The 22,122-nt window shown below is 38.4% G+C and carries 24 protein-coding genes and 2 pseudogenes; 11 read left to right on the plus strand and 15 right to left on the minus strand.

Going from position 1 to position 22,122, the window contains the following annotated elements; genetic code table 11:
- Positions 1–133: 133 nt before the first annotated feature.
- The 4 genes and pseudogenes from AC1DUW_RS03035 to AC1DUW_RS03050 form a co-directional block, all read right to left on the minus strand.
- Positions 134–508, minus strand: a complete 375-nt coding sequence (locus tag AC1DUW_RS03035) for a hypothetical protein (protein ID WP_377431213.1) — start codon at positions 506–508, stop codon at positions 134–136.
- 227 nt (positions 509–735) lie between these two features.
- Entirely contained in the window at positions 736–1,053 is a 318-nt protein-coding gene (locus tag AC1DUW_RS03040; RefSeq protein WP_477641965.1) for an NAD(P)-dependent oxidoreductase, read from the minus strand.
- A gap of 506 nt (positions 1,054–1,559) precedes the next feature.
- Entirely contained in the window at positions 1,560–2,417 is an 858-nt protein-coding gene (locus tag AC1DUW_RS03045) for an endonuclease/exonuclease/phosphatase family protein (protein WP_477641966.1), read from the minus strand.
- A gap of 92 nt (positions 2,418–2,509) precedes the next feature.
- Positions 2,510–2,698, minus strand: a pseudogene (locus tag AC1DUW_RS03050) (IS4 family transposase); the annotation flags it as partial.
- Between the two features lies 1 nt (position 2,699).
- On the opposite strand from AC1DUW_RS03050, the gene AC1DUW_RS03055 reads away from it, so the two are divergent.
- The 4 genes from AC1DUW_RS03055 (at position 2,700) to AC1DUW_RS03070 (ending at position 4,252) form a co-directional block, all read left to right on the plus strand.
- Positions 2,700–2,993, plus strand: a complete 294-nt coding sequence (locus AC1DUW_RS03055; protein ID WP_477641967.1) for a DDE-type integrase/transposase/recombinase — start codon at positions 2,700–2,702, stop codon at positions 2,991–2,993.
- Between the two features lie 6 nt (positions 2,994–2,999).
- Positions 3,000–3,095, plus strand: coding sequence for an IS3 family transposase (locus tag AC1DUW_RS03060; protein ID WP_387787229.1), 96 nt, complete (start codon positions 3,000–3,002; stop codon positions 3,093–3,095).
- 156 nt (positions 3,096–3,251) lie between these two features.
- Positions 3,252–3,383, plus strand: coding sequence for a hypothetical protein (locus AC1DUW_RS03065; RefSeq protein WP_377431221.1), 132 nt, complete (start codon positions 3,252–3,254; stop codon positions 3,381–3,383).
- Between the two features lie 227 nt (positions 3,384–3,610).
- Positions 3,611–4,252 (plus strand): GTP pyrophosphokinase, encoded by a 642-nt coding sequence (locus AC1DUW_RS03070; RefSeq protein ID WP_377431224.1) that lies wholly within the window; start codon positions 3,611–3,613, stop codon positions 4,250–4,252.
- 73 nt (positions 4,253–4,325) lie between these two features.
- Here the strand turns inward: AC1DUW_RS03070 and AC1DUW_RS03075 are convergent.
- From AC1DUW_RS03075 to AC1DUW_RS03095, 5 genes and pseudogenes are all read right to left on the minus strand, one after another.
- Positions 4,326–4,457: pseudogene (locus AC1DUW_RS03075) on the minus strand (recombinase family protein); the annotation flags it as partial.
- 716 nt (positions 4,458–5,173) lie between these two features.
- Entirely contained in the window at positions 5,174–5,860 is a 687-nt protein-coding gene (locus tag AC1DUW_RS03080; protein WP_477641968.1) for a GntR family transcriptional regulator, read from the minus strand.
- 264 nt (positions 5,861–6,124) lie between these two features.
- Positions 6,125–7,315, minus strand: a complete 1,191-nt coding sequence (locus AC1DUW_RS03085; RefSeq protein ID WP_477641969.1) for an aminotransferase-like domain-containing protein — start codon at positions 7,313–7,315, stop codon at positions 6,125–6,127.
- A gap of 25 nt (positions 7,316–7,340) precedes the next feature.
- Positions 7,341–8,834, minus strand: a complete 1,494-nt coding sequence (locus AC1DUW_RS03090; RefSeq protein WP_477641970.1) for a Na+/H+ antiporter NhaC family protein — start codon at positions 8,832–8,834, stop codon at positions 7,341–7,343.
- Positions 8,835–8,868: 34 nt separating this feature from the next.
- A complete protein-coding gene (locus AC1DUW_RS03095; RefSeq protein WP_427698957.1) occupies positions 8,869–9,642 on the minus strand; it encodes an HpcH/HpaI aldolase family protein in 774 nt (257 codons plus the stop codon).
- Positions 9,643–10,306: 664 nt separating this feature from the next.
- On the opposite strand from AC1DUW_RS03095, the gene AC1DUW_RS03100 reads away from it, so the two are divergent.
- The 7 genes from AC1DUW_RS03100 to pcaD all read left to right on the plus strand — a co-directional run bounded on the left by AC1DUW_RS03100 (position 10,307) and on the right by pcaD (position 16,818).
- On the plus strand, positions 10,307–10,651 hold the full coding sequence (locus AC1DUW_RS03100; protein ID WP_477641971.1) for a DUF3870 domain-containing protein: 345 nt from the start codon (positions 10,307–10,309) through the stop codon (positions 10,649–10,651).
- Positions 10,652–10,952: 301 nt separating this feature from the next.
- On the plus strand, positions 10,953–12,293 hold the full coding sequence (locus tag AC1DUW_RS03105; RefSeq protein WP_477641972.1) for a short-chain fatty acid transporter: 1,341 nt from the start codon (positions 10,953–10,955) through the stop codon (positions 12,291–12,293).
- Positions 12,294–12,518: 225 nt separating this feature from the next.
- Positions 12,519–13,202 (plus strand): CoA transferase subunit A, encoded by a 684-nt coding sequence (locus AC1DUW_RS03110; RefSeq protein WP_477641973.1) that lies wholly within the window; start codon positions 12,519–12,521, stop codon positions 13,200–13,202.
- Positions 13,199–13,858 carry a 3-oxoacid CoA-transferase subunit B gene (locus AC1DUW_RS03115; protein WP_477641974.1) on the plus strand — a complete coding sequence of 220 codons (660 nt, stop codon included), beginning with the start codon at positions 13,199–13,201 and terminating at the stop codon, positions 13,856–13,858. Before AC1DUW_RS03110 ends, AC1DUW_RS03115 begins: the two co-directional genes overlap by 4 nt.
- A gap of 4 nt (positions 13,859–13,862) precedes the next feature.
- Positions 13,863–15,062 (plus strand): thiolase family protein, encoded by a 1,200-nt coding sequence (locus AC1DUW_RS03120; RefSeq protein ID WP_477641975.1) that lies wholly within the window; start codon positions 13,863–13,865, stop codon positions 15,060–15,062.
- A gap of 204 nt (positions 15,063–15,266) precedes the next feature.
- A complete protein-coding gene (locus AC1DUW_RS03125) occupies positions 15,267–16,019 on the plus strand; it encodes a carboxymuconolactone decarboxylase family protein (RefSeq protein ID WP_477641976.1) in 753 nt (250 codons plus the stop codon).
- A 22-nt stretch (positions 16,020–16,041) separates the two neighbouring features.
- Positions 16,042–16,818: a 3-oxoadipate enol-lactonase gene (pcaD, locus tag AC1DUW_RS03130; protein WP_477641977.1), complete on the plus strand. Its 777-nt coding sequence runs from the start codon at positions 16,042–16,044 to the stop codon at positions 16,816–16,818.
- A 92-nt stretch (positions 16,819–16,910) separates the two neighbouring features.
- Here pcaD and AC1DUW_RS03135 read toward each other — a convergent pair whose 3' ends face one another.
- From AC1DUW_RS03135 to AC1DUW_RS03160, 6 genes are all read right to left on the minus strand, one after another.
- Positions 16,911–17,084 (minus strand): aldehyde dehydrogenase family protein, encoded by a 174-nt coding sequence (locus AC1DUW_RS03135; protein ID WP_477641994.1) that lies wholly within the window; start codon positions 17,082–17,084, stop codon positions 16,911–16,913.
- Positions 17,085–17,278: 194 nt separating this feature from the next.
- Positions 17,279–17,515 (minus strand): AMP-binding enzyme, encoded by a 237-nt coding sequence (locus AC1DUW_RS03140; protein WP_477641978.1) that lies wholly within the window; start codon positions 17,513–17,515, stop codon positions 17,279–17,281.
- 264 nt (positions 17,516–17,779) lie between these two features.
- Positions 17,780–17,872 carry a sporulation histidine kinase inhibitor Sda gene (gene sda / locus AC1DUW_RS03145; protein WP_477641995.1) on the minus strand — a complete coding sequence of 31 codons (93 nt, stop codon included), beginning with the start codon at positions 17,870–17,872 and terminating at the stop codon, positions 17,780–17,782.
- Positions 17,873–18,131: 259 nt separating this feature from the next.
- Complete coding sequence (locus AC1DUW_RS03150; RefSeq protein ID WP_477641979.1) at positions 18,132–19,697, minus strand: ROK family protein; 1,566 nt, start codon at positions 19,695–19,697, stop codon at positions 18,132–18,134.
- Positions 19,697–20,785 carry a DUF917 domain-containing protein gene (locus AC1DUW_RS03155; RefSeq protein ID WP_477641980.1) on the minus strand — a complete coding sequence of 363 codons (1,089 nt, stop codon included), beginning with the start codon at positions 20,783–20,785 and terminating at the stop codon, positions 19,697–19,699. The genes AC1DUW_RS03150 and AC1DUW_RS03155 overlap by 1 nt, the downstream gene beginning before the upstream one ends.
- Complete coding sequence (locus AC1DUW_RS03160) at positions 20,782–22,116, minus strand: cytosine permease (protein ID WP_477641981.1); 1,335 nt, start codon at positions 22,114–22,116, stop codon at positions 20,782–20,784. The genes AC1DUW_RS03155 and AC1DUW_RS03160 overlap by 4 nt, the downstream gene beginning before the upstream one ends.
- Positions 22,117–22,122 lie beyond the last annotated feature (6 nt).

The following is a 22,122-nucleotide window of genomic DNA, read 5'->3' on the forward strand; positions in this document are numbered from 1 at the left end:
TCTTTTCTGGAAAAAAGGGCCGTGGTAAAGCTCAATCTTAGGAAATTACACAAAAATATTTAGATATTAATTTATATTAGAAACTTTTCATATAAAAAGCTACCCATTAAGAATGAGTAGCAAGTAATACAAGTTATTTGAAAACAATTTGTAGTTTTCCATATACATTGCCAGAAGAGTATCCATCTTTCACATCAACATAAAATTTACCTATTTTCATGCCTGTGAACAATGTCTTTCCACCTGCTAAACTATGATAGCCTGTGCACTTTCCCGTACTAGCATTGCAGAGACGAGCCCATATGTTACTATAATTAGTCAATAACTTACTTCCAGAAGAGGTCTTTAAATAGATAGGGGGAACTAGTTCTACCTCTAAGTTACTACCTATGTTAGGATTTCCAATTTCACCATCCCATTTTCCATCTTCTGTTTGAAAAGAATACTGAGGAACACTTGCTTGAGCTGAAGAAGTTCCTAATACCAATCCACCTACCAGAACTAACACAAAGGTACTTAAGATTGAAAATAAGCTTTTTATGTTATTTCCTCCTCTACCCTTTATCCCTTTTATAATATCAGAATAAACTGATTATTAATATAGTTAAAAATGACTAAAGCTTCTTAGGTCCAATTACAGGATACATATATTTCCACATGGTGAATTAACCCTTTTGACAACAAATCCTTTTTTAATACCCACGTTTTGGATCTACTAATCCGTGTAATGGTTGTTCATGTAAGAATCGTTTTAAATTTTCTACATAAAAATTGGCTCACTCCGTCCGTAGTGCTTGGTCCTGACAGATGAGAAGTGACATACACATTCAACATTGACCAGAAGACATGGTCTTTTGGCAACGGTTTTTTCTCAAATACATCGAGGATTGCTGCCTGAAGATGTCCCGATTGCATAACAAGTATTAAATCCCCTACGTCGATCAATGCTCCACGACCAACGTTGATAAGACAAGCTTTCGGTTTCATTGCTAAAAGAATGTCCCGGTAAATGATATGATGAGTGGCGTCCGTTAAAGGCAGAGTTAAGACCAAATAATCAAGATCTTTTACAAATTTCCTTCATTCATCTGGAGTAAAGTGGCAATCCACTAAACTAGGGGTTTATACAAGGACCTACCTAATAGAGCGATTGGATATCTACGTTAGTTGATTAAAGAGGGGGATGGATTTATGAGTGAGCCAAGGGTTTGAACTGCACCCCAATTGTTAGGCAACATCTAACAATTGGAGGTGCAGTTTTTTTGACTAAATATACGATAGACGAAAAATTACATGCAGTTTTAGAGTACTTGAGTAGAAGAAAAAAATATAACAGTAAAGTCGTTTAAATATTTAGTTAGGATCTTTTACAATCGTGCCCTTTAATTGAATAACACATTAGAATCTATTAGCTGATTTAGCAAAAATAAATTAAAAATCATTTACCCTTTTTACCATTTAAATAATTAGGGTAAATTTGAAAATTTTTTGTGATTTAACCTGACAGATAGCACGTTTTAAAAAAGCCCCTCGCAAAAAGCGAAGGGACCCCGAAAGAATTACTTTTCTCCATTATTAAAAGGCTCAGCCCGATCCAGCACAATCGTAGTCATCAATGGAAGATGATCTGATGCAAGAGTGTCAATCACCCGGGCACCATTTGTTTCAATATTATTTGAGGTAAAAATATAATCGATTCTTTTTGTTGGGTTTTCCGCAGGAAAAGTGTATGCCTCATTTTGATTTGCAAATGCATCAATATAATTGGAATACATTAGCTTCATTTCGTTAACTTCAGGTGTCGCATTCAAATCACCCATAATAACTTTTGGCCCTTTTGATTCACCAGTAATCTGGATAATTTCCTCCATTTGGATTTGACGTTCAGCTGAAGTCAAATGTGATAGATGTGTGTTATAAGCATGAAGGTGATTCCCTTTCACGTTGATGGTCACTTCCGACAGTCCTCGCTGTTCTGTATTTCCAATTTTCGGCAGCAGGTGATTTTCAGCTTTTAAAATTGGGTACTTGCTTAAAATGGCTGTCCCATACTGGCGACGTGGCTCACCTTCATTTAACGGTTTGTAATCAAGGTTCGCGGCATATGTATAAAACATTCCAAGCCGGTTTGCCAGCCATTTTGCCTGATCTTGAAAGTCACTGCGTTCGGAAAAATGGTTGTCCACTTCCTGCAGACCAACAATATCGGCTTCCCCCTCTTCAATGATACGTGCAATTCGTTCCAAATCCAAAACGCCGTCTACCCCTTCGCCGTGATGAATATTATAAGACATCACATTGACATTAACCGATTTTCCGCGCGGGAATTCCTGCTCTTCGGCAAAAGCATTCCCGACTAAAGATGATAGTGACACAACTAAAACCATAACAGCCAACATGAACGATACCTTTCTCATTTCACCCTCACCTCTCTTTGATCTCATGCATAATTGTACAGGGTTAATATATAGGTTTTATTTAACTAATGTAAAAAACAATTATATTTTGGTATGAATTGACCACTCAGTAAATCATATTCCAATTGGATTTTCACGCCTGCCATATTACTACTCCCACCTGAACCTTGATAGTCAGTGGCAAAATGATCAGGCAGTTGAAACACTGTCGTATCTAAGATACGGATACGATTAAAAGTAGAAATCATGTGTGCAGAAAGCGATTGATTTGAACAGATTTTTTTGAGAGAGGTTATTGATTGGAAGCTGTCTTCACGGAATGATTTACAGCTTGTGATGGATACATTAGATTTAGTAACAGAAAAAAGAAATGTGTACAGAACCATTCTCCATTCGGATCAGGGGTTTCAGTCCACATCTCACGCCAATCATAAGTATTTAGCACACCTAGGTGTTATTGGCAGCCACTCCCGTAAGGGAAATTGCCATGACAATGCATGTATTGAATCATTCTTTTCGCATGTAAAATCAGAATGTATTTATTTAAATCACTTTGAATCTGAAGAAGAACTATAAGCAGCCATTGAAGATTATATTTATTTTTATAACTATCAACGTTTCCAAAAACGCCTCTGCCACCTCGCACCGATTGAATATCGATGCCAGATGGCAGCATAGCCTTTTTTAGTTGTCTACTTGACAGAGGTAAGTCCAAATGTGGATAAGCTTTAGCCCTTTTTTAATTATGATAAAAAAATGGAACCTTTCCTAATTTAAATGCATCTTACTTTCGAAAAAACAAAGACAATAAAATTTTGAATAGGGGGCGAATTTTTGAATAAGAAGGAAGTTCTAGAAGTATGGATTGATAAGTACACACAAAGTCTTGTTAGACTTGCTTATACTATCGTCAAAGATTGGCTAAGAGCAGAAGATCACGTAAGAGGCATATATTTAAGCTTTTAATTCAATGGAGCAATTAAAGAATAAAGAAGGGCCGTTTCCTTGGCTTGCAAGAATTGTTATTTACTCAAACTTCGCAGAGTGAAATCGACAAATAAGCCTTGATATAGATGGGAAGGCATTCGATCCATTCCTGAAGTTGACTTTTGATTAATTTTCGTATTTTTTTGTTTGTCTTTTTTAGGGTATCTTGGTTATGATAACAGAATAATAACAGGAGGGCTGTGGACATGCTGAAAAAAAAGATGAAAATCGAGGTTATTCAAAAAGTATTAGACAATTGGAGGGGTTTCTTTTTACCTTACCAAATGGCATTACATGAATTAGAAAGTGATTTCAAGGTTATTGACTTAGAGTGGAAAACACAACATGGCTATTCTCCTATTGAACATATGAAAACACGTATGAAAAAATTAAGATCTTTGGTGGAGAAAATACAAAGAAAAGAAATTCCTTTAACACAAGAAGCGGTGAGGAATGAAATAAGAGATATTTTGGGAGTTAGAATTGTCACAAGTTTTATTGATGACGTATATATGTTGAAGGAGCATATCGAGCAACGTGAAGACATTCGAATGATACGCGTAAAGGATTATATTCAGGACCCGAAAATGAGCGGATATAAAAGTTTGCACCTGATTGTAGAAACCCAAGTCATCCTATCCAACGAAATAATATGGGTTCCTGCAGAAATACAAATTCGTACTTCCGCTATGGATTTTTGGGCATCCACCGAGCATAAACTAAACTATAAATATCAAGGCGAGACTATACCTGAGGATGCTCAAAAGCAGCTAATTGAGCTTGCCAAAGCTTCTTCCTTAATGGATAAAGAAATGTCAAGATTAAGAACAAAATTACTAGCCAATTAAGCAAACAATCGTGACACCTTTCTCATTTACAACCTTAAGTCAATCTGACAAATAAAAACACTTAGTCTTAGAATCTAAGGGTTTCATCCTTGTTCCGTCCAAAACGATCCAGTGAATGAATGTAAAGAACATCCCCTTTCCGGATCATTCGTTTTAACAATTGATATTGTTCTCGTTCAAAATTTTTCCCACTTTGTTTATCCATACTTTAACGGACGTTAAAAGTAGGTGATTTTATAAAAAAATGCCCCGTTCGCAAAAGTGTACTTTTACGAACGGTGAATGATAGCTATCTTCATTAGCGATGAGTTCTGGAGACCGTGTTGGAGGAGATACGGGCGGCTGCTGTGTGGGTTGCTTTTTGAGTGAGAGGAAAAAGCTTCGGCGAGGAAAACAATGAAGGAAGAAACATTGATTTCTTTATTAGGGTTGTATCAATGTAGCGATGCGAAGTGAGGATTCTGTGAATAGGCTCACCTCCCATGCAGAACTTCCTTGAACCCACCCTCGAATATGCCTATAAGAAGTATTTAATGGAATAATATTTCCTAACAAAACCGGATATTTATGCAAAAAAACATTGTGAAGAATTGCACTTAAACTAACATGCAAGTTAATCGAAGAATTTATGGAAATAACCACCAGCTGATGGATGGGATAGCATTAGGAAAAGTGAATATACAAGTTTAGGAATTTTCATTATAAAAAGGTCCGACTCTACTTTACGATTTAAGAGAATTCATGGAAAAAACGAGTTAATCTGATATGAATACAAATTTATTTAGAAAATAAAGATTCGAAATGCTCTCGCTTTGTCTTGTCTAAAAAATAAATTGAATTTCAAGTATCGGACAAGTCAAGAAAGAGCAAAATCAGCTAAGGGATGATTATTATTGCTCCTTACTAAGATTCAGCTTTTTGCTACCACCTAGCAAAGATATCACGCATGGCGTCTGAATGACGTGCAACTTCATCCCTGACGATAGTAGGAAGGCCAATCTCCATAGCATAACATATGGCCCGGTGGGACTTAATATTCCCCTTCAATATTGTCTGCAGAGTTTGATTTCCCAGGCGATGTCTCAAATAATATCGATACCTAAGTACTCGGCTTTGAATACAATTGTACATTTCAATAATGTAAGGGTTGCCAGAAGCATTGACGATGCAACTATGAAATTCATGATCGCAAGTTTCAAAACCATTCAATTCAATACTTTCCACAATTTTTTCGAAGTTCAGCGCCAACATTTTTAGTTTTTCAAGGTTTGCCTGATCAATTGCCTGAGCTGCAAGGTAGCTGGCATTGCTTTCAATGAAAACCCTAGCTTGCGTAATTTGCAGGCAGTCATCAGGTGTGATTAATGCAACAAAGGGGTACTTACCACTTTCCTTAACAATAAGCTGTTCATTAACCAGTCGTTCTATTGCTGTTCGTATAGGTGAACGGCTAATTCCTAATTCTTTCGCAATCTTTACTTCATTAATTCTTGATCCTGGCAGTATTTTCATTGTAATAATATTATCGAACAGAAAATCATAAACCAAGTCACCAAGCGCCACAAAAGGATTTTCTTTGACTTTTTCATAAAATTCTTCTTTTTCCATAGACACCCTCCTACCTTATAGTAGCTTATCAAACATTTTATATAAATTTTGCGTGTATTGACTATAAATACTTTCTTGTGAATAAATCACAAAAAGGCGCTCTTTTGTAAAATGTAAATAGCATAGAACACTTTACAAAAAGAAGCATCATTTATGATAACAGAATTGATTTCATTTCTGTACAATTATTTTAAGTGTAGATGAAAGATTACTAATAAAATAAAAATACCAATAGGTTAAATAAACCTATTGGTATTTAAAATTTCAAGAAATTTCGATTCCGGATAACACTCCGCCCAGGCGTTTCATGCCCTCTTCAATTCTTTCTGGAGTATTTGAAGAGAAATTTAACCGTAAGGATTTTCTTCCGTCTTCCGGATTCACAAAGAATGGTTTACCTGGAACGAAGGCGACCTTACAGTCTCTTACTGCCTTTTCTAGTAGTGCTTGCATATCCGGCTCACCAGGCAGCTCTGCCCATATGAAAAGACCACCTTCTGGCTGGATATATTGTGTACCAGTAGGGAAGTAGTTCTTAATACCTTCTAACATTGCATCCATTCGTGCCGAGTATATTGGTGCAATGGCTTTTAAATGTCCTGGTAATAACCCCCGATTTAGGAATTCTGCACAAACTACCTGTGTCAAATTAGTAGTATGGGTATCAGCACACTGCTTCGCGATAATTAATTTTTGTATGATTTCTGGCTCTGCTAAAACTGTACCGACACGTAAACCAGGTGAGATAGTTTTAGAGAAACTATTTAGAAGAATTACGTGTCCAGTCTGATCAAAGGATTTAATAGGTGGTAACGCTTCGCCTCTGTATCTTAAATCGCCATAAGGATCGTCTTCCATTACCATCATATTGTAAGTAGACGCTAGTTCTGCAATTTTTTTGCGTCGTTCTAAAGGTAAAGTTATTCCAGTTGGATTTTGAAATGTGGGAATAGAGTAAAGCATTTTTGGATGGTATCTTTTTATCTTTTCCTCTAAATCTTCCATTATCATGCCATGTTCATCCGTCTCCACCGGAACACATTTAATAAAATTTTTATTAAAAACCATTAATGTACTTAAAAAAGTAGGAGATTCTACTAATACGACATCACCCGGATCCAAAAACACATCGGATATTAATTGAATACCCTGTGTTGCTCCAGTAATAGTTATTACATTTTCTAATGAGGCACTTATTCCCTTTGGATAAGCAATATGCTCTAAATAAGCTTCACGTAAAGCCTTCCAACCTTCTGTCACGCCATACTGCAGAATTTGGTTTCCATTTTCTCTTAATGCTTTATCTATAATATCTTGAATTGTATCAATCGGGAACGACTCGTTTGCAGGGCTTCCTCCACCAAAAGATATAATCTCAGGATTGCTCATTAATTTTATAATCTCTCGAACCGCACTCGCGGATACCTCTTCCATACGCTTTGCAAAATTATACATATAATTAAGCTCCTTTTTTATATATTTACTTAACCAAGTCATGAGACTTTTGATAATGGACCTTCTGTTCTGGCTGTTTTAAAGCCTCTCCATTTTGGCCTTCGAAAAGTCTCCCCCATCCTGAAACAACCGCAAACAGGAAGACTAGGAAAAGAACGATGGGATGGAATGCACCTGCTGATATCAGTATTGGGTTAACAGGCTGGATAAATGAAAACTCTTCAACTAAGCTATTTATATTTGCGTTTGTAATAATAATAAACAGACTGCTAAATGGAATTAAAATGGGAAGTGTAGAGGCAAATCCAGACAATAGGTTTCCTCTGCGATAAGGATGGAGCTGCTTCTGTTTTCCTAATTTGTCAGCGAGGGGACCGAACATCATACAGGCTGGTCCATTAGCACCACCAAGACAAAAGCCAGAAAGAGTTGTCCCTATCATAATAATAAGCTCTGTCCCTTTTGCCGTAGAAGCTAGTTTGCTGTTTATTAAGCGATCCATGATCTTATCCATCGTACCGCTTTCTTCAAGAATTCCTACAATACCAAATAATGACATCAAAAACACAACAGTGCTCATAACACCTCGGATGCTGTCGATAAGAAATCCACCTAAATGGCCATCCTGCACTATAAAGATATCGGTTATCCCAAAAATGCCAAGTGGCAATGCGATAGCTATGCCGGATAAAGTGCCTATCGTAACGGCTAAGTAGATGTTCTGGCTTTTTACTGCAACGAACAACAGGATTACGATTGGGATTAACATAATTAAGCCGCTTGGATCAGAGTATTGTTTGATTAAATCTTGACCGGCAAGATCTATTTCCTGGCCTGCCCCCCCAAAAACCAAGAAAAGCACACAGGAGATCACCCCCGCTGCAAAAGCATAGCGTAATCGTGATAGAACCATTCCTCCGATTTCTGCGAAACCTTCTTTTCTGGTATACTTCTGGGTAGCACAACTCGCAATAGTGACATCTGAAATTGGCCCAATGCTGTCACCAAAAATAGCTCCGCTTAAAATAGCGCCTGCTAAAAACACCGGATCCGCCCCCAGCAAAATGCCGGCGGGGTAAAGAAGTGGAAAAGCTGTCGTCAGTGTTCCAATTGAAGTTCCAGTTACAGTTGCTAAAATGGTGGCAGTGATAAAGGTAAACAATGTGAAAAGAGCGCCTGTCAGGTGAAGTTGCATACCAAGCCAGACAAAACCTTCTGCCGCACCAGCCTGTGCCATCATTTTTCCAAAGAATGAGACTACAAAAAGAATAAGGATTAGCATATTAGCCATCTCAGAAGACAGCCCTTTAATAACACCATTCCAGTACTTACCATTACTCTTTGCGAAAAAACTTCCTATAATAAGCGCCACAAAACCGCCCAGGGCTAAGGCATCCATTTCATATACACGGAATACAACAAAGAAAAGAATGCAGGCTATCATAAAAATAACCAGAGGCAAGAAGGATAACCAGCTACTTATCTTAAATTCAATTGAATACCGTTTTGGTTCTGGCATAGCAAACTTCTCCTTTCTCAGTCCAGGTTCTAAGTTATTTACTTCTTACTTCGCTGATAATCGATTTGAATGCATTAATGTATACAGAAACATCCATGTTTATCGCAACACCGTCAAATCCATCAGCTAAGTATTTTTTTGCTGTGCTATTATCTGTTGAATAAATAAATGCAAATTTCCCTGCTTCTTTACATGCTTTCAAAATTCGCTCAATGGCTTGCACAAAATTTGGATCTGCAAATTGACCGGGTATTCCCATCCCAATAGAAAGATCATATGGGCCGATGAAAATTCCATCTACCCCATCAATATTTACAATCTCTTCAATATGATCCAAGCACCCTTGAGTTTCACATTGAGGAATGATCAGTGTTTTTTCATTGCAAATATTGAAATATTCCTCCATATTCTTTGTAAAACTTGCAAACCCATAACTAGCTGCTCTAGCATGAGTAAAGCCTCGTTTACCAATAGGATAATATTTTCCGTATTCCACCAATTGCTTTACTTGATCAATAGTGTCAATGCAAGGAGCGACAATGCCTTTAGCCCCTATATCTAGCATTTTAAGGATAGAAGATCGAGAAACATCCTTTACCCGTACGAATGGAGTAATTCCTCTCAGTTCTGCAGCACGCATAAAATCCATAGAGCTTTCTACATCAAAAGGACCATGCTCCGCATCAATAATCAAAAAATCTAATCCGGCAATACCCAAGCACTCTACAGCTGTAGTACCACCAAGTTCAAAAAAAGTTCCTAAAACCGATTCGCCCTGATTAATTTTTTCTTTAATTTTGTTTTCCATCAAAAGTCCTCCTTCATGATAAAGCCTTATAGCAGTAATAGATTTATAGATCTATTGTTAAATTAAATTATATATTCCTAATTGTGTCAAAATTTCGACAGAAACTTATCGTTGATGAAAATATTGTTTATGTTAAGAGACTATTATTTCTGAATAATAGCTAAATTAATTGAAATAAGAAACAAAGGTACATGTGATGGTGTCATTCCGGAAAATGCGGTAGCCGGTGGGTTATTTTCCTTACGCCACCCCTATCGACTTCCTGTGTCCGTAGAACTTATCGTATATTCTAGCGAGGTTGCTACAATAAGCATCGAGGAATTATTTTATCGGACTAAAACGCCACATCTCGTTTGTAACTTTTGGAGATATTTTGCGCGTGATTTAAGTGTTAATTTGCACATCCCACTTTTAAAAAAGCTACCTAAAAACCTAATCGCTATGAGTAAGTGATTGCCCGTGATACTCAAAATATTCCATATTAAAAATTTTTATAGTCTAGACCCTAGGAACGTTGTTGTAAATATAATTGTTATATGAGATATTCTTATCATAATATGTGAGGGATTATATATGAAAATGTTCGAAAAAACTCTACCAAGATGGGTCCAAGAATCTATGATAAAAAAGGTAGTAAATAAAAATAGAAGTTAGGTGGTCTGACATGAATAAACAACATGACATGAATACTGTACTTGTTACTGCATATGCTAAGGCGCCGACTGGGAGCGCTATGTTTGAAGTTTATAAACATGCAGGGATTGTTCTGGAGATTGATCCTAGTAACCATTCGATTGTGAATGCTGAATTTACTTTTATAACGGATTTAGCCAAGGATTTTATCAAACGGCTGATTGTCGGGTATCAATTATCTAATGGCATCGAAGAACTTATTCACAGGATAGAAGATCATTATTTTGCTCCATCTACCAATTCTGTCATTGTTGCCTTAAAAGCAGCCTATAAAAGGTATTTTGAAAAAATTAATCATTTAGAAAATAAAAAATAGTTTGACATTATTCATAAAGTGGAATATATTTTTTATAATAATTAACTAAGAAAAGCATCTTCTTAATGACGGAATCTACCAATTCCAACTTAAATTAAGGATACCTAGCTTTTCCAAGAGACAATGAGAGAACCTTTCTGTTTTCTGATTCCTTTTGGTGGCTAGGTTTTTTTGTTTTAAAAAATTCTTAATTGTGTGGAGGTGCTTCCAAAAGGATTCAATTACTTAAAATTAATAGAAGAAATGTAAGCGTTAACTTAGGGGATAAAAAATAGTAACATAATATTAAGGGGGCATAACTGTGGAGAAAATTACAGGTTTTTTTACGAATCTGATGAGAAAGTATTTACCCGACCCGTTTGTGTTTGCGATTGGTTTAACCATCTTGACAATGATACTGGCGATGCTAGTTCAAGGGCAGGGGTTCATTGCCGCAACAACTAGCTGGGGTTCTGGTTTTTGGAATTTGTTATCGTTTACAACTCAGATGGCCGTTATCCTAGCAATGGGTTATGTATTAGCGAAAGCACCGATTATTGACCGTTTTCTAAACAGAATTGTATTACTCGTTCAAACACCTAAGATGGCCATTATTGTTGCCACGCTTGTAGGCGGAATTGGTAGTTACTTAAACTGGGGATTTGGGTTAGTAATCGGCGGAATCATTGCCAAAAAGTTAGCCTTAAAGGTTAAAGGGGTTCATTATCCACTTATTATCGCAGCTGCATACAGTGGTTTTACCTTGTATGGTCTAGGTTTTTCGGCAAGTATTCCCGTTTTGATCTCGACTGCAGGTCATCCGATGGAAGGTAATATGGGATTGGTTTCGTTAGCGGAAACGATTTTTTCTGCTCCGATGTTGATTACTAGTCTTGTTGTTATCATTACACTTCCACTTTTAAATGCATGGCTTCATCCGAAAAAGAAAGAAAATATCATCGAAATTAATCCAGATGTCGAGGCACAGGAACAAGTAGCAGCGGCCTCGACTGTAAGTACTTATGAAGAACCAACACTTGCAACAAAACTAAACAATAGCCGTTTGCTTTCTCTTGCAATCGGTGGTATTGGAGTCATTTATGTTGTTGCCTCTTTTAATCAGGGAGGAAAGTTAGATCTTAATATGATCAACTTCATCATCCTCTTCCTTGGGATTATTCTTTTAGGTACTCCTGCTAATTATGTTTCTAGTTTAAATGAAGGAATTAAAACAATTTCTGGTATTATTCTTCAATACCCATTCTATGCCGGTATTATGGCGATCATGGCTGGTTCTGGACTGGTAGATACGTTTGCTCACTGGTTTGTGCAATTCTCAACAGCAGAAACACTGCCATTCTGGGGATTAATCAGCTCTTTCTTTATTAACTTCTTTGCACCATCGGCTGGCGGACACTGGGTGGTTCAAGGACCATTTATGATTGACGCTGCGAAAGAATTAGGTGCATCGATTAGCCAGACATCAATGGCGGTTATGCTCGGAAATGCATGGAACGATTTAGTGCAGCCTTTCTGGATTTTACCAGCATTAGCATTATCAGGTCTGAAGTTAAAAGATGTGATGGGCTATACCGTTGTCATGATGTTCTGGATTGGGATTGTTTATTCCGCGGCCGTTCTACTTTGGGGGTTTTTGGGCTAAAGAACATGGAAATTGAAAAAAATCGTATGATATAATAGAAGAAACATGGAAATCTAGTCAGAAAAGCTGATTTAGATGATGGAAAGTTGAAATCTTCATGATGAAAACGCTCAACCCGTTTTCATAAAATGAGATGGCCCAGCCTTTCCAAAAGAAGAGCGCTCATGCGTTTTCTTTTGGGATGGCTGGGCTTTTTGTTGGGTAACAATTTATGGGGGGATTAGGATGATAAAGGTCAAGCAAGTAGAAGAAATCATTAAAAAAATTAAATCTAACGATACCGTTATGGTCGGAGGGTTCGRCCTTGTAGGGGCACCCTTAACCTTGATTGATGAACTTACTAGACATGATGTAGATGGGTTAACGGTGATTAGCAATAATCTAGGTGAACCAGGAAAAGGTCTTGGGATTTTATTGCGACAAGGGAAAATTAAAAAAGCGATAGGTTCTTATTTTACTAGCAATCGAGAAGTAGGAGATTTCTATAATCAAGGGAAATTGGATATTCAGTTAATGCCACAAGGTACAATGTCTGAATCGATTCGTGCAGGTGGTGCAGGGATTGGTGGTTATTATACGAAGACAAGCGCGGGGACTGAACTCGCAAAAGGCAAGGAAGTACGGGAGATGAATGGCGAGCATTATGTTCTCGAGCTACCACTAAAGGCCAATATTGCATTAGTAAAAGCAGCGAAAGCAGATACGCTTGGGAATCTAGTCTATTACAAAACAGCACGAAATTTTAATCCATTAATGGTTACCGCTGCTGATTACGTGATTGCGGAAGTAGATGAGATTGTCGAAGCTGGAAAATTGTCTCCTGAAGAGATAGTGACGCCCCACCTATTCGTCGATGCCATCGTCGAAAGCAAAATGATTTTAAGAAAAGAAGGAGTGGTTTCCAAATGAGCAGGGAGAGTCAAGAACTTATTGCCAAACGTGCTGCAGCCGAATTACAACCGAACTCGATTGTGAACCTCGGGATCGGGATTCCAACTCTTGTTGCTAAATATGTAGATTCAAGTTCTGTCTTTTTCCATACCGAAAATGGAATGCTTGGGGTAAAGGAATTAACGAGTGACGAAGACTTTGATCCAAGCTTGGTGAATGCAGGGAAACTCCCGATTTCCGAGGAGATTAGTGCCTCGTACTTCAATAGTGGGGAGTCGTTTGCAATGATTCGCGGAGGGCATGTGAATATCGCCATCCTTGGGGCTCTACAGGTCGATGAGCAAGGTTTGATTGCAAACTGGGCGATACCTGGAAAAAACATTATGGGTGTCGGCGGAGCGATGGACCTTTTAAGCGGAGCAGGAAAAGTCATTGTCACGACCAATCATACCGCTAAAAACGGTGACCCGAAAATTGTTGGAAAATGTACCTACCCAATTACATCACTCCGGAAGGTCGATATGATCATCACTGAGTTGGCGGTATTTACCATTGAAGGTGGGCGATTAATATTGAAAGAGTTGATGCCGGGTGTCAGCTTGGATGAAGTCAAGGATAAGACAGAGGCAACATTTGAAATTTGTGAATCTGCTATGACATTTATAAGGGGATAGAATCATGGATAATCGAGTATTTGTTGTGAGTGCACAGAGGACAGCTGTTGGAAAAATCGGTGGTGCATTGAAGGATGTGCAGCCTGATGATCTTTTGCTTCCATTATTTGAAGATCTTAAGCTCAAGAATCTTCTTCCTAATGAAGTGATTGACGAAGTAATTATTGGTCAAGCAAAACAAAGTCAGGACCAGTCTAATATCGCCCGAAAGGCTTTACTTAAGGCCGAGTTACCGGAATCCTTGCCAGGGTATACGGTACACCGTCAGTGCGGCTCCGGGATGCAGGCGATTCATAACGCTTTTATGGCCATTCGATCTGGAGTAGGGCATACTTATATTACCGGTGGGGTAGAAAGTATGAGTTGTGCCCCTTATTATATCCGAAATGGACGGTACGGCTTACTATCAGGTAACGGCGAAATCTTGGATCCGAATAAGGAAAGCCAGCCTGGCTCACAGCCGGAGGAAAAATACGGACGTCTCGTGATGGGGATGACGGCTGAGAACCTAGCAGAAGACTATTCCATTTCACGTGAGGAACAAGATTCATTTGCCTTTGGAAGCCAGGTGAAAGCTTTTAATGCAATTGAAAATGGAAGTTTCGAGGATGAAATTGTACCTGTTTCTATTTTACAAAAGCGAGGAGAACCAGTTGTCTTCTCTGTTGACGAACACCCAAGAAAAACGAGTTTAGAAAAGCTGGCGACTCTTCAACCTGCATTTAAAAAGGGTGGAACGGTTACAGCAGGAAATTCTTCGGGGTTAAATGATGGTGCCTCGATGCTGTTGGTGGTTTCCGGTGAAATAGTAAAGAAATATCAACTTCAGCCTATTGTGGAAGTCGTTGCACTTGGAGTATCTGGTGTACAGCCGGACCGGATGGGCATTGGTCCTGTTGAGGCAACAAAAAAAGCACTAGAAATGGCAAATATCTGCCTAGACGATCTAGATTTAGTAGAATTAAATGAGGCCTTTTCAGCACAGGCATTAGCGGTGATTAAAGAGCTAGACTTACCAATGGAAAAAATCAACGTCAATGGAGGAGCCATCGCTCTTGGACATCCGATTGGAAACAGCGGTGCGCGAATTAGTGTATCACTTATCCATGCCATGAAGAAGAGGAACGCAAAATGGGGACTTGGCACCCTATGTATTGCTGGTGGGCAAGGGATTGCAACACTATTCCGGTCGGTCGAGGAATAAAGGGCAATTTTTAAAGCCTTCGAAAGATCCTGGGTAGGAGCCATTGGGAACTTAGCGGCATTCATTGTGAATTTCACGGAATTAAAGTTAAAACTCGACGGAATTAATTCCAAAACTTGCGGAATTATCTCTAAAATCCGCATAATTGGTGTTAGTCGAATAACCATTCATGCTAAAAATAAAAAAACTTAGGGAGATGTTAACATGACAACAACTTTTAATGGATTAGAATTTTTCGAGCGTGTTTACGGTCAGGTTCCGGATTGGGTAGCTAAGATGCATCATTTTGCACCTAAGGCTCTTGAATATTACACAAAATTAAGGGGAGAAATTTTAGTAGACGGAGCCCTTTCTAAAAAGGAGAAAGAATTGATTCTGGTCGGTATTAATGCTGCCCGCAGATATGAACGGAGTATGATCTATCATACAAAGGGTGCTATCGATTCGGGTGCCTCAATCGAGGAGGTTGCCGATGTTTTGGCTACCTGTATCATCTCTAGAGGCATACCTGCCTGGTTTACGGGTGTTAAAGCGATTGAATACGCGGTTTCTTATGTTGGAAAAGAAGAATTCAATGCTGCGCCTCCTGGAGATGAAGAGTCCTTTTTCGCCTCCTTGGCTGACTATAACAGTTATTATGAAAAAGAAGTGGGTGGGGAGCTGCCTAACTGGGTTAAAGTTTTAAATCAATTTAACCCGTCTGTTTTAGAAAGATATACAGATTTAAGAAGAACAGTTCTAAAAGACAATGTTGTCTCTCGTAAACTAAAGGAACTTGTTCTTGTTGGGATTAATGTCGCAGAAATGTATCCAAAAGGGATAGAACTCCATGTTCAGGGTGCAAAAAAATATGGAGCAACCGAAGCGGAAATTGCTGATGTATCTCTTGTAGCGTTACTGACTGCAGGTATTCCGGCTTGGTTTGAAGGTAGCGACTATCTATCAATAGAAAAGTAGACATTATTAGGAGGTGTTTGGCATGAATTTTATAGAAGTTAATGGTGTTCGCATACATTACCGTTTCGATGGCGGGGAAGATCTTCCAGTTTTGGTTCTTTCCAATTCACTCGGGACTGATCTTTCGATGTGGAATCCCCAGATTGAAACTCTAACACAGCATTTTCGCGTGTTACGATATGACACTCGTGGACATGGTGAATCAGGTGTGCCAACAGGTCCCTATACAATTGAGCAACTTGGACAGGATGTAATCGGCCTGTTGGATGGTTTAGGAATCGAACGTGCCCACTTTGCTGGGGTTTCAATGGGCGGCATGACAGGTATGTGGTTGGCACTAAATGTTCCTGAACGTCTTGGGAAACTTGCGCTTTGCAATACGGCTGCTTTCATCGGGCCTCGTGAAATTTGGGATGCAAGAATTTCAGCTACTCGTAATGGAGGAATGGAAGTAATTGCGGAGGGCGTTTTGGCTCGTTGGTTCAGGGATCCATATCTGGTGCAAGGGTCTGAAGAGCTGGATCAGGTGAGAAAGGTTCTTTTGTCGACTTCACCTGAGGGGTATGTTGAAGCCTGTGCAGCAGTCCGTGATATGGATCAACGGGACTCAGTCAAACAAATTAACGTACCAACATTAGTAATTGTTGGCACCGGGGATTTAGCAACGCCTCCATCTGACGGACAATACCTTGCTGAGCAGATTCAGGGCGCACGCTACGTCGAACTAGAAGGAGCCCACCTGTCCAACATTGAGGCTTCAGGGGAATTTACAACGGAACTGGTGGAGTTTTTGAAATAGAGCCAGTGCACTGTCACTACCCATAATGAATGGAACTTTTTGAAGAAGTAGCGATTGAAAAATGTCGCTGCTTTTTTCTACCTTGGTGCTTGTTACCGTCGAGATAATTTTTGTTCCGTCATTTCCTCAATGGCGTACTTTACCCCTTCTCTACCAATTCCACTTTCTTTTACTCCCCCATTTTCGTGAATTTTATCAGGATATTCTTTGTAAATTATGTTTGTAATGATTATTTCATCACTAGGCTTTCTTATTTTACACTGAATATGGGATTGTCTTTATAAGTACCTTGAGCTTGACATAAATAAAAATAGTGCTTAAACATGTAAAATAGATATAATATACCAATAAACATCATAAAAAACCTATTATCTATACTCCTATTTGTCTATTTTATAAAAAAATAGCAACTGCTTAATCAACGCAGTTGCTTTTCAACTTGTTTCCGTAATAGAAAAAATTAATTAATATGAAAGATTCCATTTCTATCATTTGCAAAGGAATCCCGCAATGTTGTTTTTAATATTTTCCCCGATGGGTTTCGTGGGAGTTYATGTACAAAGTCTACTGATTTTGGTTTCTTATAGCCGGCTAATTTTCCTTCGCAGTAACCAWTGATATCTTCTGCTATGAGATTAGCCCCTTCCCTTTGTACAACAATGGCTTTAACCGATTCCCCCCACACGGCATCAGCCATTAGTTATGACTGAGACCTCTGCTTTAATTTAAAAACACATTAAAAAGCCTAATTAATAGGCTTTTCAACTAGATAATTGTCTCTACTTCTTCTTTTGAATATCGATTGACAATTATTTCAAAACGTTTTAGCTGCTCTACTTTTCTTTGAGTTGTTTTTGTTCCTTATGAATTTTTTTCAACGATKTTACWGGTACAATYTCATTTRCAAAGACTATCTGTTGGTCTGGGTATATTTCTAAGATAGTACTAGAAAATTTAATGATTATATTACATCAGAACGAAATCTTTTATTTATTTCTTTGGTTAATAACGATATAAAACTGGGATCAATTTCTAATTTTTTTAAGATAGGTATTAATTAATAATTCATCGCTTAACTTTTGAAGCAATATTATTCCCCCTTTCAACTCCTTTTTAGAACTCTCAATTCTTTCCTTACCACGCACTTTAACATCAAAATCAGGATAATTCGTTTTTAAGTAATCTTCTACTCAATTACGTCGTTGTTTATGTGGTTCAGTACTTTGGTTTCTAGTAACAATACCAATCTTTCAAATTATAAGTATCTATAAGTTCCTTCTTAATTTTCTTAAAGGTAATATCCTGTGACTTTTTTAAATAATTTTTACACCAGAACCAACTAAGTCGCCGACAACTTTTACTTTAATTAGTAATGCATTTCCAGGTAAATACGAAAGTGGTATATCTTCTACAGAAACCACCGATATAGTGGCATTATTTGCTCCCGCCTTTATTGCTTCCTCAGTAGCTAACTTTTTAGCATGATGGATAGCATCTTCTCGGGAAATCCCTTCTAAACTATAAACCTTTTCAACTTCACCACTAATTTGACCAAGTGCTGCTCCAATTGCATTTGCGGCCTCAAAATGTTTTGGCCTAACGACCTCTGAAACCCCTTTCAAAGAATTCGAAACAATAATGCTCCCACCACCTGATAAAATAAGTGGTACTTCTTTTGAGCTCGTCTTCATTTGATCAATCGCATCCTCTAACATATCTGTCATTTTTTCATATACATTATTACAAAACTCTATTGGTAAATGTTCAACCTGCATTGCTTTATCCTCAAAAGCATATCCTAAACGCGTCACAACATCTGAAGTAGTTAATACATCTCCACCGAAAAGAAGTGCTTTTCTGGTAATCTCATAGCCTACACTCTCCGGTCCAATCGTAAACTTTTCGTCTAATCCAAAAATGCGAGTTCCACCGCCCAGCCCAATTGATAAAATATCAGGCATCCTAAAATTAGTATTCACACCACCAATGGTTACTGATAAAGAAGACTGTCTTGGAAATCCTCTTGTTAATACACCAAGGTCACTCGTTGTCCCTCCAACATCAAGTACAATGGCATCCTTTATTCCTGATAAATGGGCTGAACCTCGAATAGAGTTTGTTGGACCGCACCCCATGGTCAGAATCGGATAACGAAGCGCATAAGGCGCACTCATCAAAGTTCCATCATTTTGACTGAAAAACATTTCCGCTTTAATATTGAGATTAACTAATGCTTTAGAAAATCCATTAATAACAGTTTGACCTGTTTTCATTAAGGCTGCATTTAAAATAGTGGCATTTTCACGTTCTAGTAAACCGATACTGCCAATTTCACTAGAGAGAGAAATTGGAACATCTCCAAGCTCTTCCTTTACCCAGTTCGCAACATTTTCTTCTTGTTCTTTATTTACAGGCGCAAACACAGCCGAAATAGCAATACTTTCTACACTTCCCTGAATTTCTTTACAAAATTTTGACACTTCTTCTCTATTTAACTCAGAAATCAATCTTCCATCAAATTCATAGCCACCAGAAACAATAGTGGAAGCTACTTCAATTTCTTCTCTTAAATCTTGTGGCCAATCTGCAAACGGAGGGATAGCTGTTGTAGCAGGCTTCCCAATTCGAATAACACCTACTTTATTTAGACGTTTACGCTCAACAATAGCATTCGTACAATGCGTTGTTCCGAGCATGGCATATCCAATATCACTAGGCTCTATTCTGCTTTCTTGTACCACTTTTGCGATGGCACCAAAGATCCCACTTTCTACATCTTTTGTAGTTGGTACTTTAACCGTATGAATAACTTGTAAACGTTCGTCTAGTAAAGCTGCATCTGTATTAGTTCCTCCAACATCTACTCCTAAGCGATACATTATCTTCTCTCCTTCTGTAGAACTTCTACTGGTTTATAGTCAAAATCGTACCCAAAATAACGAGGTCCTGCTGTTTCAATTCCCTTTGGCGTTCTCCATTTATCATGGCAAGGAAATGCAACGACTACAACACGTGCACCATATTTCATTCGTTCTGTTGTAATAGGGAAACCCGTTTCCGCATCTAAAACAGCAATCAAATCTGGAGTAGAACATAGTAAATGCTCGCCTTCTTTCGCAACTAAATGCTCGTTTTGAAAAAAGATGGTAAATGTTTTCCCTTGGTCATTACGACTACCTTCCAACTTTGCACTACCTCTTGTAAAGCCTCCACTAAGCCTCCGTTCAATGTCTGCAATTTTCCCTTCAAACAAATGATATCCATTTAATTCCTCTAACATTTTATTGATTCTTACTTGTTCTTTCACTTGATTATCTAACAAATATTCACCAATTCGTTCAACCAAAGAAAGTGTATCAGGAATAACTGACATCTTGACATCCTTTCCAAAAAGACTATATTCACAAACGGATGAGCTTCCGCCCATTTCAACCGTAAGAGCACGTGCTAATCGTTCTGTCCACACTCCACCTTGTGGATACAACACGACCGTGTTTCCTTTCTCATCAGCCATTGTAACAGGTGATGGGTCAAAACCGTCCAAATAGAAGGTGACCATTTGTGCTTCTGGAAACGCACGCCCCATCGCATCCGCATCTAACATTGGCAAACCTTTTTTAGCAGCTGCGATAATTGGAAATAAAGAGTTGATCCCCCCTACTTCAATTGGCATTACCACATCGACTTTTCTCCCCAGCACTCTTTCTAACGTTTCCAATGGTGCTGTCATTTCATGTTCTGACGGTATTTTTTCAATTACAACAGTTGGGGCACCCATCCCAGATACAGTTACTACCAACTGGTCATCCTCTAATTCATCTAATGAAATTAACTTCACAGGTCCATATTTTCTAATGGCTTCTTTCGCCATCAATTTCCCAATATAGGGATCTCCACCGCCGCCTGTTCCTAAAACGGCTGCACCTAATGCGATTTTTTCAATTGTCTGTTCATCTATATATCTCATTGTCCAAACTCCTCATTTTCTTTTTTGTCAATCGTTACTTGTTGAAACGAATCCTTTTGTTTCAATAGTTTTCCTAACACCGCTTGTACAATAAATCCGGTTAAAAAGCCATCAAGAGCAGAGGCGCTTGTAAGGGAAAATAAAGCTAATCCTGACGGCTGTGCGGTTGTCAAATAAGTAATCAGCATCCCAACAACCCAAGCAAGGTTCGAACGAATTACGACTGCCTTTGCCTCTAAATGTTGGTCATAGCGTTGGAATTCAGTTTTTACAAAAAAATATTCAGCTATATAAATACCACCAATCGGTGCGATTATAATCGCCAAAATATTTAAAAATGAAAGAAATTGATCATAAATACCGAGAACTGCCAGGATCGTTGAAATGATTCCTAAAATAATCGTTAACCATTCTTTCGGAATTTTCGTGAAAATTAATGAAAAACTTAGCGAAGAAGAGTATAAATTCGTCGTATTCGTCGTCCATTGTGCGAGCGTTAATACGAGTATTCCTGGAATCGCCAATCCAAGCGCGATAAAAATTTTCATCATATCATCAGTTCCCATTGCCTTTGACATTAAAATGGCCAGGATAATCATAAAGCTGTTTCCAATAAAAATACCGAAAAATGTGGCAATGATTGCATCCTTTTTACTTTTTGCCCAACGAGCATAATCCGGCTGCACTGTTGCTCCTACAATGAAGATACTGATTACAAGCGATATCGCACTGCCAAACGTAAATCCTCCTGCTTTTGGAATACTTACGGGTATCGAATAATTTTTCAGCGTTAAAAATAAGGTGAACAGCATTAATCCTAATAATAGAGGCACAGACCACACGCTTAATTTCTCAATAGCCCGGTACCCAAAAATAGCGGTCGTCATCATCAGTAGACCGCCAATTAAAGAAAGGGCTTTAACGTTGAAGGATAAGTGAAAGGCGTCTTGTAAAACTGTGTGCGCATTGGTAGCAAAAAAGCCCACCTGTACCCCAAACCACCCAAGTAAAGATATCCCGAGGACAACAGAAAACACTTGAGCACCATATTTTCCAAATACATACTTTGTAATCATTGATGTAGAAAGATTGGTGGAAGCTCCGACAATCGCACAAATCGTACATAAAATGGCAAGAATGAGCGATCCGACACAAACCGATAAAATTGCTTGATTTAACGGCATCCCATTCGCTAATTCCGCCCCTAACATAACCGCAGATAAGTCGACCCCGATAGCGACTAATACCGAAAACATCGAAAACCATGATCTTCGCAATTCCTTTGGTACGGCCTCTCGTGCAAAATCTGAAATAACTTTTTCCTCTTTCATAGACGC

The organism is Peribacillus sp. P4_C12 (assembly GCF_056402095.1).